Origin of the sequence: Thalassotalea sp. G20_0 (genome assembly GCF_017744175.1) — a bacterium.
GTDB lineage: Bacteria > Pseudomonadota > Gammaproteobacteria > Pseudomonadales > Endozoicomonadaceae > Endozoicomonas.
The window spans coordinates 56,656-70,685 of sequence record NZ_JAGHQV010000014.1 but is presented as its reverse complement, the minus strand read 5'-3'; the positions used below and the strand labels follow the sequence as shown (position 1 = coordinate 70,685).

At 46.9% G+C, this 14,030-nt stretch carries 14 protein-coding genes; 8 read left to right on the top strand and 6 right to left on the bottom strand.

The genetic code is table 11. From position 1 onward, the window contains the following. Positions 1-20: 20 nt before the first annotated feature. From icmH to J7438_RS10545, 6 genes are read right to left on the bottom strand one after another with little or no spacing between them, the layout of a single operon-like run. On the bottom strand, positions 21-845 hold the full coding sequence (gene icmH / locus J7438_RS10570; RefSeq protein WP_209276512.1) for a type IVB secretion system protein IcmH/DotU: 825 nt from the start codon (positions 843-845) through the stop codon (positions 21-23). A 12-nt stretch (positions 846-857) separates the two neighbouring features. Next, complete coding sequence (tssK, locus tag J7438_RS10565; RefSeq protein ID WP_286196519.1) at positions 858-2,180, bottom strand: type VI secretion system baseplate subunit TssK; 1,323 nt, start codon at positions 2,178-2,180, stop codon at positions 858-860. 38 nt (positions 2,181-2,218) lie between these two features. Beyond that, positions 2,219-2,728 (bottom strand): type VI secretion system lipoprotein TssJ, encoded by a 510-nt coding sequence (tssJ, locus tag J7438_RS10560; RefSeq protein ID WP_353620122.1) that lies wholly within the window; start codon positions 2,726-2,728, stop codon positions 2,219-2,221. A gap of 5 nt (positions 2,729-2,733) precedes the next feature. Continuing rightward, a complete protein-coding gene (locus J7438_RS10555) occupies positions 2,734-3,036 on the bottom strand; it encodes a PAAR domain-containing protein (protein WP_209276511.1) in 303 nt (100 codons plus the stop codon). Next, complete coding sequence (locus tag J7438_RS10550; protein ID WP_209200892.1) at positions 3,033-3,626, bottom strand: DUF6931 family protein; 594 nt, start codon at positions 3,624-3,626, stop codon at positions 3,033-3,035. The genes J7438_RS10555 and J7438_RS10550 overlap by 4 nt, the downstream gene beginning before the upstream one ends. A gap of 4 nt (positions 3,627-3,630) precedes the next feature. Continuing rightward, the gene (locus J7438_RS10545; protein WP_209276510.1) at positions 3,631-5,583 is read right to left on the bottom strand and encodes a type VI secretion system Vgr family protein; all 1,953 of its coding nucleotides are present in this window, start codon (positions 5,581-5,583) and stop codon (positions 3,631-3,633) included. 284 nt (positions 5,584-5,867) lie between these two features. Here J7438_RS10545 and J7438_RS10540 point away from each other — a divergent pair, with 284 nt between their 5' ends. The 8 genes from J7438_RS10540 to J7438_RS10505 all read left to right on the top strand — a co-directional run bounded on the left by J7438_RS10540 (position 5,868) and on the right by J7438_RS10505 (position 13,998). Beyond that, positions 5,868-6,905, top strand: coding sequence for a hypothetical protein (locus J7438_RS10540; RefSeq protein ID WP_209276509.1), 1,038 nt, complete (start codon positions 5,868-5,870; stop codon positions 6,903-6,905). A 140-nt stretch (positions 6,906-7,045) separates the two neighbouring features. Next, positions 7,046-7,585 carry a type VI secretion system tube protein Hcp gene (locus J7438_RS10535; RefSeq protein WP_209200895.1) on the top strand — a complete coding sequence of 180 codons (540 nt, stop codon included), beginning with the start codon at positions 7,046-7,048 and terminating at the stop codon, positions 7,583-7,585. A gap of 74 nt (positions 7,586-7,659) precedes the next feature. Continuing rightward, a complete protein-coding gene (gene tssB, locus J7438_RS10530; RefSeq protein ID WP_209200896.1) occupies positions 7,660-8,160 on the top strand; it encodes a type VI secretion system contractile sheath small subunit in 501 nt (166 codons plus the stop codon). A gap of 9 nt (positions 8,161-8,169) precedes the next feature. Then, positions 8,170-9,654: a type VI secretion system contractile sheath large subunit gene (tssC, locus tag J7438_RS10525; protein WP_209200897.1), complete on the top strand. Its 1,485-nt coding sequence runs from the start codon at positions 8,170-8,172 to the stop codon at positions 9,652-9,654. Between the two features lie 8 nt (positions 9,655-9,662). Continuing rightward, on the top strand, positions 9,663-10,919 hold the full coding sequence (locus tag J7438_RS10520) for a type VI secretion system contractile sheath domain-containing protein (protein WP_209276508.1): 1,257 nt from the start codon (positions 9,663-9,665) through the stop codon (positions 10,917-10,919). A 13-nt stretch (positions 10,920-10,932) separates the two neighbouring features. After that, positions 10,933-11,322, top strand: coding sequence for a GPW/gp25 family protein (locus J7438_RS10515; protein WP_209200899.1), 390 nt, complete (start codon positions 10,933-10,935; stop codon positions 11,320-11,322). Beyond that, the gene (locus J7438_RS10510) at positions 11,301-13,070 is read left to right on the top strand and encodes a type VI secretion system baseplate subunit TssF (protein WP_209200900.1); all 1,770 of its coding nucleotides are present in this window, start codon (positions 11,301-11,303) and stop codon (positions 13,068-13,070) included. Before J7438_RS10515 ends, J7438_RS10510 begins: the two co-directional genes overlap by 22 nt. Then, a complete protein-coding gene (locus tag J7438_RS10505; RefSeq protein ID WP_209200901.1) occupies positions 13,063-13,998 on the top strand; it encodes a type VI secretion system baseplate subunit TssG in 936 nt (311 codons plus the stop codon). Before J7438_RS10510 ends, J7438_RS10505 begins: the two co-directional genes overlap by 8 nt. Positions 13,999-14,030 lie beyond the last annotated feature (32 nt).

Below are 14,030 nucleotides of genomic sequence, written 5' to 3'. Positions count from 1 at the left end.
CCACAATTAAGCACGTTAGCTTAATTATTCTTATTAAATAAGAGTTCATAAACCTTGTCCGTTGTGGTTAATTGGTAACCGTCAGTCGGTTGATTTGTTACATTTCCGGTATCTTCAAGTGTGATGATGGCAATATCTTTTTGCTCATAGATTAAAATGCCACCGATAATAAACAGGAACATCAATGCTCCCAGAAAACACAACAGTGTTCTTCGATAGGGGAACGAGCGTAATGGCTGGAATTCCTGTTGATTGTTGTTGGTCTCCAGTTTTATTTTTTGCAATAAACCCTGTTTGATAAACAGATGGTAGAGTTTTACCAGAAGTGAGTTCAGCTCTTCCTGTCTGCCCTCATTGAAATGGCCGCTAAAGCCGGATTTGAAACAGAGAAATGAGAGAAATAACAGATCCATGTGTTGGTCAGCCTCTTTGAGGCTCTCATCAATGATCTCGAAGACATATCTACCTGCATCCCTTCTATTGAATAAACGGCTACATAAGGTTTCCTGGAGCCAGAAACCAGTTCCCCAGGAGGTCGCCATAATGAGCTCATCCAGCGTCGCAGCCAGAATCAGAAGGGCTTGTCGGTTATCCGGGTGCTGAACCTCACTCTCGTAGTTTTGCAGTTGCTGTTGGATATTATGGTAGAAGGCAGAAATACTCTCCGGTGGTTCAAGCCGCTGAATCCCATTGATCAGGGTTAGCAGTGGCAATGCGCCGTCTACAAGACGGTTACCGGTATCAACGGGTATCATACCTGTTACAGGGTCAAGCCAATCCCCCGGCGATTGGAGCTGGCCATAAGCTGGACTGTTATTCTCAGGATTAGCAACCGGATCAGACATATAAGGTTCTTCTCAAAGCGTTTGAATCATGAATAACCTGACTTCCGGGTCACCCAGCTGTTTATCAAAATGCAGGGCGAAATGGGAGCAGTCCCTGATCAACGGATCGCTGAGATCAACGACAAAAGTCTGGCAATTCGGCAAACATAACTCAATAGGAGGCGTGGCCAGTGGCGTCAGCTTGAGTCCTGATATGGCGGCTTTTAACAGAGATTGAATCCGGTCCTGCGGGGCTACCGTGATAAACCGGGGTATATTCGCCATTAACCAACCGGAGTCAGCACCGGAAATTTCAAAAGAAAGCACGCACTGGACATTAGAGCCGAGTGCTGCGGGAATGGCGGCGGTGAGGATTCTCTCCATTGGAAAATCGGAGTGATCAAGGGGTACTTCCATGACCGTGTCACGGGAGACAACATCCATGGCATTGATAAGCTGTTCAAATATTTCAGGTAACACATCGCCCAGTGAATCCTGATGGAGTGTTTTGGGTTTGGGGATTTCGTAACCTGTCAGGCCGGATAGTCCACCGGCCATGGAAAAAAGTTCTTGATAAAGCTCCCGGGGAAGCAGGTGAGGGCGCGTCATCATAACCGCCAAACGTGCTTGCCACTGACTGAAATACATGCTCCATAAACGATCCTGTAATAATATGTGCTCGCTTTTAAACTGCCTGCCGCTATTGATCCTGAAAGCAACGGCACTGGCCATCTGTTGGATTCTGTTAAAAAGATGCTCGACTTTATCCATGACCACCCGGGATATTTGTAAATTAATAGCAGAAGGAATAAAGCTGCTATCCAGGCAAATGGCACCATTACCATCAATATAAGAAATCCGGGCCACATTAAGACTCACATAACTTTCCATGGCATCATTGCCAATCATTAACTGGAAATTTGGCAGAGCCATATCAACATGGGCGACGGGGGCATCCGGGTTGACACTGTCAACCAGAGACTGCCCATGGAACCGGTAGCGATGCTGGGCTGAATCACCAACTTCTGAACAGCCATCGCGGGTTATTGGCAATACGAGAGTCACTATCGCATCGCTGGTGGCTGATGGGGGGGTGGCGGTTAAAGGTTCGTCCAGAAGAAAAGGGGTACAGTCGGGCAATATGCCACTGGCATAATTGATGCGGAATCTACCGGATTTCAGCGATTCTACGTCAATTTCCAATGCCGTGAAGCCAAAACAGACCGGGTTCATCAATTGGAAATACTGCCCTGCCAGGTACTGGGTAAACCGGTTTTGCTGTTGAAAGTGCTGGGGAGTCATAAAAGCACCTTCAAGCCAGCACACAGGATAGGGTTTCACTATAACAGTCCTCATATACCAATGATAAAGTGAAGTGCAAACCATTGCGTTGCTTATTTGCAGCGTTCTAATACCCCTTTATTGTTATTGAAGAAAACATCAAAACATTGTTTTTTGCCGGGCTGGGTTGTGAACCAGTGACGGGTAGTCGCCTGCTCAAAGTTGCTGAAAAAATAAAGGAGTCCGATAAAATTTGTGTCCATTTCAGGTTTGATGGATTTTGTTACAGTGGTTCCTGGTTTTATCGGGAAAGATTGTTCAAGGTAGATAAGGTCTTTCCCAAGTGAATTTTCTATATCCTGGTATAAAGAGATGAAATCCAGTGATTGAAAGCGATCAATCTGTTTGAGCTGAACGACCTGAATAAATAAGGGATTTTGTTCATTGCCCAGATATGGGTTTAATATTTCACTGGCTTTAATGTTGATCGTAATGGCTTCTTTCGCTGTTAACCCGCTTGATCTTAATCCACTGGAGCAACCAACAGGTGTTGTACATAGCAAAATCAACAGCATCTTCATGGCATATCTAATCATTTCTTCTCCCTGTTGAAACATGATCACAACACTCAAGCCCCTATCAGAACAGTAGGACACCCCATGGCGATAACCCCACCATGCGCAGTGGAATCCCCCATCCTGGCCTGTGGCATTTTATTAATCAGAACAGACTTACTGCAGCCAACGACGGAGTCCGGCGGTCCAACACACAGGCATTGCTGACCAGCACCAGCCGAAGGCATACCACCAATCAACACAGTGGGCACTGAAGGTGCTGGTAGCACCGGCCCCCCCACGTGAGGAATCGGAGGAACTGCGGGGCTTTGCATTGGGCATACGTGCATATCGAGAACACGGGCGGCGGGCATCATAAATTATCCTCCTCCGGCGAAAGAGTGAGTAAGTCATCTTTATGCATGCCCTCAATCAGCTTGATCCCAAGGTTGATAAATCGCGGAAAGAGTGTACGGGTATGCATGGCATCCTCGACCAGTGCCGCCAGTTGAACAGCTCCGGATACCGCCTGGCCAAACAGCGAAGGACTGGGGTCAACAGCTGGCGCATCTTCAGGCGTAATACTGCCGCCACTCCAGAATATTGCCTGTCCCAGCCAGGCTACCGGGGATTTTACGCCAAGATGATGTAAATCTTTTTCGTGGGACCGGCGGTGCTTTTCCACAGGTTCCTTTAACCAGGAATCTATTCCTTCAAGAACATTTGCCTCTTGCCTGCTCCATAAGGCAGGTGTGTGCACCAGACATAGGTAACCCCATGAGATGGAATATTCTTTCTTGAAACAGTGGGCCAAAAAAGCGACAGAGTCACTATAAGCCTGTTCTTTTAACAGGCTGGTCAGCAGTTGATCCGGGCTTGTTACTTTTTTCGCCTGCTGCACAAGGTGTTCATTAAAATCGTACACCTGCAAAAGTCTGGTAAGGTCATCAAACAACAAAGCACTCATAATCTCAATTGACCATTGTTAATTTGCCATTAATGATTATCACACCATCGCTTTTTAAATTCACGCAGGCATCGCCACTGGACGTCACCATTTTTCCTGCTACTTCAACCATCTCTCCACGCAGGGCTGCCAGCTCTCCTTTAATGTTAACCATCTTGCCATTTATTGTTGTTGATACATCCGCTTCAATGGTAACACTGGGCGATTTTATGGTGACTTCTGAAGGGCTGATACTGATTTCACTGTTGCCACAGGTCAGAGTGATACCCGCACTGCCTGATATATTAATCTTCTGTCCCTTGATAGCAGTATCAGAATCAGAGGAATAACTGGCGTTAGCGCCAGATGCAATATCGATGTCAGCGCCGGATACCAATTTCAGGTTCTTTTCAGTATTCATTGTCTGATTACCCGCAACAGAGGAAGCCAGGTCGTTGACAACTTCCAGTAACATGTCCCTCTGGCTCCTTATGTAAAACTCCTCCTGATCTTTGGTATCATCCAGCCTGACCTCGTGACCTTCAGCACCATTGGGCATGGACAGTGTTTTGAAGCCGGTAAAATGCCCTTCACTGTATGGTCTTTTGTTAAGACCATTAAACAGACAGCCTACCACTACAGGTTGGTCGGGATCTCCGTCAATAAAACTGACGACCACTTCCTGTCCGACACGGGGCAATATAAAACTTCCGAAACCAGAGCCTGCCAATGATTGAGCCACTGGTACCCAGCAGAAGCATTGATCGCCTTTTGTTGTTCCTGAACTGTCCCAATGAAAACGGACTTTTATATCACCCTGGTCATTATGATAAATCTCTTTGCTGTCAGGCCCTGAAACCAGGGCGGTTTGTATGCCTGGAATTCTGTTTTTGTTGAGGGCAGGGGGAACAAAAGGATAGTCAATATTGATACAGGTAAAGGTGTTCTCGTACTCTTTTTGCTTACTCCTGGACTGTTCATTGACATTGCAGTGAAACTGGTGAGAGATTTGATCAATATAATACTCTCCCTGCTGGTTAGAATCCGTATGACAGATGATTTCAAACCTGGTGCCAATACGAAACCCGGATTGTGAACTTTTGCAGCTAAGACGATGACTGGATAAGCGATTGGTAAAATTCAGGGCCGCCTGATCAGCAGTCGATCTCTGGTCAACCCGGGAATCCCAGAGCATCGCCTCCGTGGAGGGCGCTGTACCCGAACCTCTATTGGCCTGGGCAGCTGAACTGATGATGGCCTCCGCCTGCTCCCGGTTGTAACCGGTGACAACAGCTTTACAGCTGTAATGGGTGTGGAAAACCGGAGTGCAGCCTCGCAGGCTTTTAATTTTATCGCTGGCCTGTTCGCCATATTCAACCGGCTCATCGATCCGGGTAAAGGCCTCATGGTTTGAACCAACAACCATGGTATGGCTGCCGAAGTCGTGGGCAAAATAGTAGCACTTGCCCTCTTCACTGAGGAGTCGGGAGAAAAATTCAAGATCAGTTTCCAGGTACTGTACGCAAACTGTTCGGGACTCAATATCATTGAAATCAGAAAAACGGATCGATGTATCGAATTCATACTCAGAACAGATCTGATCAATGATTTCGTAGGCATTCATGTTTTGAAAAATACGACAGTTCTTTCTGGTGCTGAGTCTATACAGCCAGGGGCATAGCTCTATCTCCCATAAGGTATCCCCTCGTTCCCTTGAATACTTCCAAAGCTCTTTTACGTAGCCATTAACAACAAATCGTGTTGTTAGCTGTGTTTCAAAACCCGATCTGTAGCTGATAGTTAAAGGTTTGTTAATAAAGCTGTGCTCATCAAAGCTTCCGCTGGTGAATACCGTTGCCCGAACCGTAAACAGCTCACACAGTTTCTCACTGACTTCCAGCTTTGTAGCAATATACTTGTTTCCTGCAACGTCTTCAGCGATAAGACGTCTATTGTCAGGTGTAAAGTTGTTATTCATTTTCATATATTTTTTTAATACACAAATATTTATTCATGGAATCCTAGTTATTTTTCTTAAAAATGAAAATAAAAAAAACTAATTAATAAATGCTGTATATAGCATAAAAAAGTTAAGTGTTTTTTTGAAATTGATCTAGATTCTAATCTAAGTTGTCGGATTGAATAAGTCTGGCTGGAAAGGAGAATAGCCTTCAATGTTTATCTAACTAAACTTCTTCAAGATTTCGTTTCACTGGAATGTATATTGTTCCATTGAAAAATTATTATTGATGTATTTTGATTATGATTATTTTGAATGAGAATCTATATCTATCTCTTAGTTCTCTCTTTACAGACTCGTTCGTACCCCCTTTGTTACACGGCACCGATCAATACAGATTTCTCCGCAAACTGATTGCGGAGGCTAATTCGGTTGCCAGGGCCTGGTTGCAAGAGCCTGATGTTGAAGCCGCAATCAACCTCAGAAAGAGTCTGTTCAGCGCCTGGCAGGAGTGTCATCAGTGGTTGTTAGGTGAAACGAAGAGCAATGCATTGTGGTCACCGGAATGGTTCGGTTGGCTGGCGTATTCCGGCCTGTACACTCCTGAATCACCATGGCAGTCTTTCTGCCTTTCTTTCCTTCTGCTTGATCTGTGTCTTGAACGGGTGCCCACTGATTGTAGTAGTGATATTAAAGAGTCTTTTTGTGAATCCCTTGGTCGCCTTGCTTCCATGATCTCAGATGAGAGTAAAGAGCCACTGTTTTTGGCCCCTCTGCTGGAAACGGAACTATTGAATAATCACTCCTTGAAAGACATTAAGGCAATTAATCAGGGATATGAAACACCTGACCGACTTTCTGCTGACATATTGAGTAGCCTCCAGTCTCTCGCTGAATCATGGGAGAAGCTTCTGGGGCATTTCAAGCGTTTTGGCCAAATAATACATCTTGAGAAAATCAAATCGGTTATTAATGACGCTATTCTGGTGCTCAATCAATGTGTTCCAAAATCGCAGTCCGTTGAGCAAGAAATCACAGACGGTCTTCAAACATCAGATAGTATGGGGGGTGATGGTCTGACAGTCACACCTATGGCACCAAAAGTCCTGAATCGTGATAGTGCCAGGGTCACCATTCAGGAGCTGCTTACCTTTTTTCGCCAGACCGAACCCCATAGCCCGGTTTCCTGGCAACTTGAAACGGCATTGAACTGGCTGGATCTCAGTTTTCCCGAGCTTCTTTTAAAAATGACCGGTGAGCAGCAGGAACTGTATCAGGATATCAGTCGGCGGCTCGGTATGGTTGATACCCTGTCAATTGAAGAAAAAAACGAGGGATAATCTTATGAGAAATTGAAAAAACAGGTCTTCTGCTATTTGTATTAGTAGAGCTGCCTTTAGCCATTGATTGTCTGGCTGATCTCTTTAAGTACGGCCAGTACTATACATTATCAATTTTCTATATTCCCGGGAAAACTACCATGGCTACTTTTTACATGAATATTGAAGGACAAACTCCAAAAGGGGCATCAACATTGGAAAAATTCACTGGTGGTGATGGTTTGCCGAAGGAAGGCTGGTTTGCAATATCGTCGTTTAGCTGGGGAGCTTCCCGATCAATAGGCATGGATGTTGGAGACCACAGTAATATGGAGAGTGGTAATTGTATGATGCACGAATTCAGGCTCAATAAAACACTCTGCGGAGCCTATGAAAACATATTATCCCTGTTACTGGCACCTTCAAGTGAGGGAAAGAAATTATTTCTGATTGGCACAAAGCCTGAAAGGGTGGCAAATCAGGGGCCTGAAGTCTACCTGCAGGTGACCCTTGAGGAAAGTCGGCTCAGTTATTTCAGTATGTCCGGTAATGATGGTACACCGACGGTCCAGTATCACATCACCTATAGCATGTTTCATATAAAACACTGGTTTGAATCGGCCAGTGGTGAATTAACACCTGGTGGGTTGATTACTTATAACGTTAAATCAGCATCGGCAGAATCTACCGTAACAAGTTAATCAGCTGTGTCCGTTCTTTAAAATTTATAGAATTTATTGCGAAAAACTACCTGAAATTGGTGAGGATCAAAAAAATGCCTCAAAATTCCCAACATAAACGTATTCATAAAAATCGTGTCAGTATCACATACGATGTTGATGTGAGCGGATCAACCCAAACCCGTGAACTGCCATTTGTGGTCGGGGTTATTGCCGATCTCTCAGGTCATCGCCCTGATGATCGAAAAGATGCCATAGAAGACCGGCAGTTTATCCGGGTAGATCAGGATAATTTTGATTTGATTATGTCAAAGCTGGGTCCTGAACTCAGTCTTTCTGTAGAAAATAAACTTGAAGAGGATGGGGCACCAATTGCCTGTGATCTCTCTTTTAATGCCATGGAAGATTTTGAACCCGACAATATCGTACAACAGGTGCCTGTTCTGAATGACCTGGTTACTGCCAGAAATCAGCTGATGTCGCTACTCGGCAAGTCGGACCGTTGTCGGGATCTCGAAAAAACACTGAGACAAGTGATCAGCAATAATGATTTGATGCAAAAACTGGCCGATGAGCTGGATATTAGTAAGGAGTAGTTGACTATCATGAGTGATGTTGAAGCTAACCTCGCTGAAACAAACCTTCCGGATGTTTTTGCCAACGGTGTTTTATTAACCCTTCAGGAAAACCGGGGCCAGAGCAATGCAGATGACCTTAAGTCTCTGATCATCAATCTTGTTATTCAATTCAGAGAAGGGCACCTGAAGTGGATGGGTAACCTGACCCATACCATCAACGATGCGGTTGCCAATATTGATGCTCTTGTTTCACGGCAGTTGTCTTCTGTAATGGCAAACCCTGATTTTCGCAGGTTGGAGGGCAGTTGGCTGGGGCTGCAAAAGCTGGTACGTAACTCAGAACTCGGTACCAGCTTGAAGATAAAACTCTTTGATGCCTCTCAGCAAGAGTTGCTAACGCAATTTGAGAATGCACCTGCTGTTGATCGCAGTCCACTGTTTAATAACTTCTATCAGCAGGAGTTCGGTACGGCCGGTGGTGAGCCTTATGGCCTGCTGGTGGGCGATATGTATTTCAGCTACAGCGATCAGGATATTACGCTGCTCCGTTATCTTGCGGAAGTTGCCGCCGCCAGCCACTGTCCTTTTATAGCGGCTGCCCCCTCCGGGATGTTTGAATTACCTTCTTTTGTTGCCCTGGCAGAAGGTCGGCCTGTAGCCACAGGTTTTGATGATCCGCTCTATGGTGCCTGGAATGCTTTCAGAAGCTGTGATGATGCCCGCTTTGTTACCTTGACCATGCCCCGTGTATTGGCCCGGCTCCCCTACGGGGCCGAGACCAACCCGGCAACCCGATTTGACTTTGAGGAGCTGGCCCGCAGCGAGGAAGGCGTTGTTCAACTGGACCATGAACGGGACTTTGTCTGGACCAACGCCGCCTATGAACTGGCGTTGAATATGACCAGAGCATTTAGCCAGTCTGGCTGGTGTACCGCCATTCGTGGCGTTGATAATGGTGGCAGGGTAGAGAACCTACCCAACTTTACCTATCAATCGTTGTCAGGTGATCGTCTTCAGTATTGTCCTGCCGAGGTCAATCTTACCGATGAACGGGAGAAGGAACTCAGTGACCTCGGTTTCCTGCCGTTGGTGCATTATAAAGGGCAGAACTTTGCCGTATTTCTGGGCGCGCAAACCGCCCAGAAACCGCAGACTTTTGTTGAGCCGGAAACCACAGCCAATGCTGCGATATCCGCCCGGCTGCCCTATGTTATGGCCTGCAGCCGGATTGCCCATTATCTGAAAGTGATGGGGCGTGATTATATCGGTTCCAATTTGACCGCTGAAGACGTTGAAAAGCAGCTGAAGAACTGGATTGGCCAGTATACCAACCCCAATGCCATTGGTAATGAAGCCAGGGCAAGATGCCCCCTCAGGGAGTCGCAGGTCTCGGTAGTAGAACAAAAAGGCAAGCCCGGCAGTTATTTTGTGGTTGCCAATCTCAGGCCCTGGCTGCAAATGGAAGAGCTTACTGCGTCGCTGAGAACTGTGGCCGCCATACCCTCTTCGTAATGACTGATATGGGCACACTGGAAATCAACATTTTACGCCTAGTTGCAGCGATTGATGACCTGCTGCATTGTCAGGTTCAGGTCGTTATTGATTCTGTCGCCTATACAGAACTCAAGGCAACCTGGGCCGGTTTGTCCTGGCTGGTCCAGCAGCAACAGGATGGCGATGGCGCTAAAGTCAAGGTTATGGATTTATCTCAGGCAGAGTTGCACAACAACCTGCAATCGTCGGGCAGTCTGTCACAAACCCTGCTCTATCAGAAGGTGTACCGGGAAGGGCTATGTATGCTGGGAGGGGAGCCTTTTGGTTTGTTGATGGCAGACTATCGCTTTGAGTTTTTCAACCATATCCCCTCTGAGCAGGCAGAGCTTGTTGGCAAACTGTCTGAGTTGGGAGAACTGTCTCTCTGTCCTGTTGTTCTTGGTATGGGCAACCAGTGGCAATGTGACAACCCTGCGTTATCCAGCTGTGCATCAAGGTTGGAAAGGGTGGGTACATTTGCCGATTATGAGGGCTTCAGGGCCATCAGAGAACAGGCGTCTGCCGTTTTTCTTGCCGTTACCTGGCCTCGCTTTACTACCGGCAGTGACCGGGGGGCTGACGACAAGGTTTATCTACCTCGCACCGGGGCTGTCTGGTGTCATAGTGGTTATGCGCTACTTGCCCTGGTGGTCAGGGAATTTGGTGAGCATGGCTGGTTTTCCGGCTTGCAGGCTTGGGGTGAGGGGGTCAAGTGTGGAGCTCTACTGCCCGATCAGCCGGGAACCATGGCTGAAGTCCGGCTGACTGAATCGGTGGAATCGACCTTTACCAGACTGGGCATCATGCCGCTGGGTAGCGGCTGGCTTGACCATAGAACGGGTTTTTTTTCCATGTCCATGACCGGGGTACTCCCGGGAAAGGAGTACTGCCAGTTTCTGCCGCCTTTGCTGATTGTCTGTCGTTTTGGGCATTATCTGAAAGTAAAAGCCCGTGAGCGGGTAGGCTCGACCCATCAGGTTGTGGAGTATGCACACGACCTGCAACGGTGGCTTGACCAATACTGCAGCCCCTCAGAAATCAGGGACCTGTCCCTGCTGGCGGTTTCGCCTCTGAAATGGGCAAAATTTTCGGTTCAGGAGGTAGAAGACAAGCCGGGAGTATTTCTGGCAACGCTGGAACTGCTCCCGCACTTGCCGCCGGGATTTACCCTGGATGCATTAAGAATTCACTTGCAACTGTCAACGGAGTCTGATGATTTTCTGTCACATCACACCGACGGATAGTGTGGAGGTAATCATGTTCGAAAAGTTTATTAATATGTCCACTCCTGACGAGCATGACAGTATCCGTGGCGCTGTCGTCTACACCATAGTGACTCTGCTATCAACCCGGGCTCCTCCCGGAAATTCAATGCTGTCTGGCCGCAATGAAGCCGGGCCCGGACAAACCGGCCTTGCCGGTTTTGGCATACCGTGCTGTCAGACTCACCTGATCGATAACCTTCGCCTGCGGCAAACGCTCTGGCAGCGAATTCTTATCTTTGAACCACGCCTGGACTGGGTAACGGTGCATGTAGATTATGGACAGAATCTACTGAGTTTTTTTATCGAAGGGGCGTTATCGGATCGTTACCAGCAGAATATTCAATTCAGGGTTAGTTACCCATGCCATCTACACATAAGTTGAGTCTGCAGAACAGGCGTTACGAACAGGAGTTACACAAACTTCGGGTTAAGCTCCGGACGTTTGCCAGTGAGCAGCCAGAGACCGCCCGGCAACTGGATTTGAACGAGGGTTACCCATCAGATCCGGATATATCCCGTCTTCTTGAGGGGGTTGCCTGGCTCTGTACCGAGCTCCAGATTCGCCTGGATGATGGTTATGAGTCCGTCTGTCGACAGATATACCAGCTGTTTTATTCGGATTTTCTCAAGCCGTTACCGGCACTGGGCATTCTGACATTTGCCACTGGCACATTAAAGGAAGAAACAACCCTTGAGAAAGGGGAATTGTTTGAACTTGCGGATAAACAGGGTAAATACCAGTTTCAAACCTGCAGAAACCAATACCTGATACCGGTCAATATAAACGGCATTAAAAGCCTTTCAGCTCCATTCCCGGAAGAGGTTATGGCGCTATTACCGGAGGTCCGTTCAGCTCTGAAGGTTTCCATTGCCAGCAATGATTTGTCCACCGGCCTGGGAGAATACCTGGGACAGGGCATAGAGTTTTACGCCAACCCGAACGCTTTAAGGGCCGATGAGTTCCTCGATACCCTGGTCAGTTCATTGAAACGTATTCTGATCTGCTTTGATCAACAGGTGATCACCATACCCGTGGAGCGATTATCATGGCCGATGTTTGGTGGCGATTGCCGTATATTACCAACAGATCCCGGTCTTTCCGACAGCCATCTGCTGCTGATGAATTTTTTTCAGGCACCGGAACTGTTCCGCTTTCTTCATCTCGATCTCACCGGTTATGCCGAAAAAATCCGCAGTACAACACTGGATATTCTCTGGTTACTGGATGATGAGATCGAACAAAGTACCGAGAATATCGGGCTGGATCATCTGCTGCTGGGCTGTACGCCAGTGGTTAACCTGTTTGAGGGTTATACCAATCCGGTCAAAATCAACCATGAAACCCATGATACGCCGCTATCCATGGGGCCACTGCACCATCATGCACGGATACGGGAAATACTTTCAGTCACCGATATCACCGAGCCGGAGCAGTCTGTTGAACTATCAGCGCTGTTTCATTCCAGCTTTGAACAGGTCCGTTCAGACGTGAGCTGGCAGTTCAGCAGAGATCAGGACACTGACTATCTACAGTTCATATACACAGGGCAGCATAATCATCCTGACAGGCGATTGCTGGCAGTAAAATGCCTTTGCTATGATCCGCAGGCCAGCCAGTTGCCGGTTACGGCTAAAGTCAGAGGGATCAATGTGTCTTTGCCTTGCGGTATTCGTTTGTTAAATGATACTTCCAGGGTGTGTGTGGATGGTTTGCTGTCTGCGGGAGCCAGCTGGGATTTACTCTCGGCCTTACAGCTGAATATACGCAGTTTCAGAATCCACAGGAATGAGGCCAGTAAATTACAACACTTGCTTGAATTATTTATCCAGCCGGGCTCGGGGAATGCCGGCCAAATAGTGCGGAGTATTGAGTCGCTGGAAGTGTCACATGACCTTCGGCCCACCATAATAGACAACCGCCATTTTGTCAGTCAGGGCTGCTGTTTTCATATAACCCTGAATTGTCAGGAATTAACCGCTTTTCCTGCAACGCTGTTGTTAAACCTGCTGTGCCATGTACTCAATTTCTGGCGGCCGATGGGTACCCATAGTCGTATGATAGCGCATTTAAAGTCGGGTGCTGACGGTGGCATAAAGACCCTGAGTTTCCCGGTACTGACTGATGACTGATACTATCCAAAGCTCGCTATTCAAACAGTCTGAAAGATTTGAGTTTCGCCAGGTTCTAAGGATATTGCTTGCTATCGATGGGAAGCTTCCGGGAATATTGACCTCTTTATATGGGTATCAGTCTGATCAGGAAGTATTCGCCCTGAATGCCACCGACAACGAGACGGTTGTGATGGCAAACCTTCCCTGTTTGACCGGTCCTAAAGGCATCATGCCCCATTACTTTCAAGATGCTTTGCGACAGGTTTACATTGAGCAACAAAAATCCGGTCTTTTTAATTTTATTGAATTATTTAATCGTACAATCCTTGAAAAACGCTTTGCAATAGATCAATACGCATCACTGCCCATGATGCTTGAGCGTATCCATCAACTCGGCAAGTGGCCGGGGGCTTTTTTAGATATCAACGGGTTATCACAAACCACTGACAGGGTATTCACTAACCTTACTTTATTACGATTCCATTCGATCCTGAAAGTAAAAACCACCTATATTGGTGACCTGAGCAGGATGCTATCGTTCTACTTTAATTTGCCGGTCAAAGTGCGTTGGGGGCATTTGTCGCATTATACGTTAAATGAAGATCAGTGTTGGCACCTTGGTTACAAGACCAGTAATCCTCTTGGCAGAGGATTACTGTTGGGAAGGCAGGTTATGACCAATGATATGTCATGTACCATACATGTCAGCGTAAACAGTAGGGGCCTTTGGCAAAAACTGAAGACAAAGAATACAATAAACAGTTTGTACAATTACGGTTATTTGCTGATGAATTGTACAACTTTAAAATGTTACGCCGAAATACCGGGTTGTCTTCTTGAGGCTCCTGTGCTATCCGCAGGCAGAATACGTTTAGGACAATATCAGGTTCTGGGTCCTCAGTCTTGCGATAAGAAAAAGGTTCAAGTGCTTTTGGCGAAAACATAATCCGGCATTGCCCGAAGATTGAGATCGGTGAT

What these genes read in the sequence shown, in the direction of transcription:
- J7438_RS10545 (WP_209276510.1), bottom strand. Translation starts at nt 5,583, where the DNA reads ATGAATAACAACTTTACACCTGACAATAGACGTCTTATCGCTGAAGAC.
- tssK (WP_286196519.1), bottom strand. Translation starts at nt 2,180, where the DNA reads ATGAGGACTGTTATAGTGAAACCCTATCCTGTGTGCTGGCTTGAAGGT.
- J7438_RS10505 (WP_209200901.1), top strand. Translation starts at nt 13,063, where the DNA reads ATGACTGATACTATCCAAAGCTCGCTATTCAAACAGTCTGAAAGATTT.
- J7438_RS10510 (WP_209200900.1), top strand. Translation starts at nt 11,301, where the DNA reads ATGCCATCTACACATAAGTTGAGTCTGCAGAACAGGCGTTACGAACAG.
- tssB (WP_209200896.1), top strand. Translation starts at nt 7,660, where the DNA reads ATGCCTCAAAATTCCCAACATAAACGTATTCATAAAAATCGTGTCAGT.
- tssC (WP_209200897.1), top strand. Translation starts at nt 8,170, where the DNA reads ATGAGTGATGTTGAAGCTAACCTCGCTGAAACAAACCTTCCGGATGTT.
- J7438_RS10515 (WP_209200899.1), top strand. Translation starts at nt 10,933, where the DNA reads ATGTTCGAAAAGTTTATTAATATGTCCACTCCTGACGAGCATGACAGT.
- J7438_RS10535 (WP_209200895.1), top strand. Translation starts at nt 7,046, where the DNA reads ATGGCTACTTTTTACATGAATATTGAAGGACAAACTCCAAAAGGGGCA.
- J7438_RS10550 (WP_209200892.1), bottom strand. Translation starts at nt 3,626, where the DNA reads ATGAGTGCTTTGTTGTTTGATGACCTTACCAGACTTTTGCAGGTGTAC.
- icmH (WP_209276512.1), bottom strand. Translation starts at nt 845, where the DNA reads ATGTCTGATCCGGTTGCTAATCCTGAGAATAACAGTCCAGCTTATGGC.
- J7438_RS10555 (WP_209276511.1), bottom strand. Translation starts at nt 3,036, where the DNA reads ATGATGCCCGCCGCCCGTGTTCTCGATATGCACGTATGCCCAATGCAA.
- J7438_RS10540 (WP_209276509.1), top strand. Translation starts at nt 5,868, where the DNA reads ATGATTATTTTGAATGAGAATCTATATCTATCTCTTAGTTCTCTCTTT.
- J7438_RS10520 (WP_209276508.1), top strand. Translation starts at nt 9,663, where the DNA reads ATGGGCACACTGGAAATCAACATTTTACGCCTAGTTGCAGCGATTGAT.